This is a genomic window from Vibrio sp. 10N.261.51.A3, from assembly GCF_041471965.1.
GTDB lineage: Bacteria > Pseudomonadota > Gammaproteobacteria > Enterobacterales > Vibrionaceae > Vibrio > Vibrio crassostreae_C.
Genome location: NZ_JBFRPK010000118.1, coordinates 1 through 1,314, shown reverse-complemented (window position 1 = coordinate 1,314; position 1,314 = coordinate 1). Strand labels below are relative to the sequence as shown.

Genomic DNA, 1,314 nt, shown 5'->3' with positions numbered 1-1,314 from the left:
TCATAGACAGGATCTTAAGAGCTAACTTGTTTATTTAGATAGAAAAAAGGCTTCATTTATGATCAGATAATCGTCGCCAAACAAACTACCTACATCAATAGTGAAGCCGATGACGATTATCTCCTTACAGAAGCAATTTAAGCAATTCTTTAATGCTGACACCCTCCAAAAAATGGCGAAAAGTACAGGCCTGATGAAACGGTGTCGGGCGATATTACCCGAGCAGCTAGTCATTAGCTTAGTGGCCGCGTTAAGCAAAGGAAACTGCACTTCCATTGCGGATTTACTGCGACAATTCAATGGGATGTGCTTGAGCCCTGAAGGTTCCGTGGCATACAAGCCTTACCATAACCAGTTGAGGAAAAATGAGTTTCCTAATTTCATGCGGCAACTTGTTATGCGAGCAATAGCTCAATTTGCTCGCCAGCAGAATGTCGGTCTACCAAATAAGCTCGACACCTTTGATGATGTACTGCTTCAAGATGGCAGCTCTTTCCACATCCATCGTGACCTGGCGGATGTTTATCCGAGTCGATTTAAACGTAACCCTGCAGCGGTTGAATGTCATATGACAATGTCGTTGAAAAGCTTTTCTCCAGTCGCGATGAACATCAGCGCTGATACGGCATCAGAAAGAGATTTTTTACCTGAGCCCAAAACGATGAACAACAAATTGCTGTTAGCTGACGCAGGGTATCCTGATTTCCACTTCTTTCGAGAGCTTGAACAGCATGGCGGATTCTATATTGTCCGAGGTGCTAAGTCTCTGAACCCTATGATTATTGAGGCAAGGAACGGCAAGGGGCGACTGCTGCCTAAGCTAGAAGGGAAGAAGCTGAAAGACATTACTCGAGGTACCAACCGTTCGCAGGTCCTTGACCTAAAAGTCCGTCGAGGTAAACAAGAGTTTAGAGTCGTGCGACGATGGTTTGCTGAAGAAAAACGATTCTGCATTTGGATAACTAACTTACCTTCAGACACCTTTACTGCCGATGACATCATGGCGATCTACCGCTGTCGATGGCAGGTGGAACTGCTTTTTAAAGAGTTAAAGTCTCACACCAACTGGCAACGATTTGTCACCGCACAAAAGGCCATCGTTGATGGGCTCATCTGGGCCAGTTTACTTGCGCTGATCATTAGGCGTAGTATTGCGCTTCAGATAATGCCATCGGTCTCATTGTTTAAAGCGGCAAAAAATGTGGATGTCTGGCTGTTACCAATATTTGAATGTATCAGTCACGGCGCATGGTCAGAAATCAGCAATAAAATCGAATGGGCTACCAGTTATATATCAAGGAACGCTCAAAAGTC

1 protein-coding gene is annotated in these 1,314 nt (G+C 44.6%); it reads left to right on the top strand.

What is annotated here, in order from left to right:
- Positions 1-109 precede the first annotated feature (109 nt).
- On the top strand, positions 110-1,314 hold a 1,205-nt coding region (locus AB4371_RS21495), incomplete at its 3' end, for an IS4 family transposase (RefSeq protein WP_372150643.1).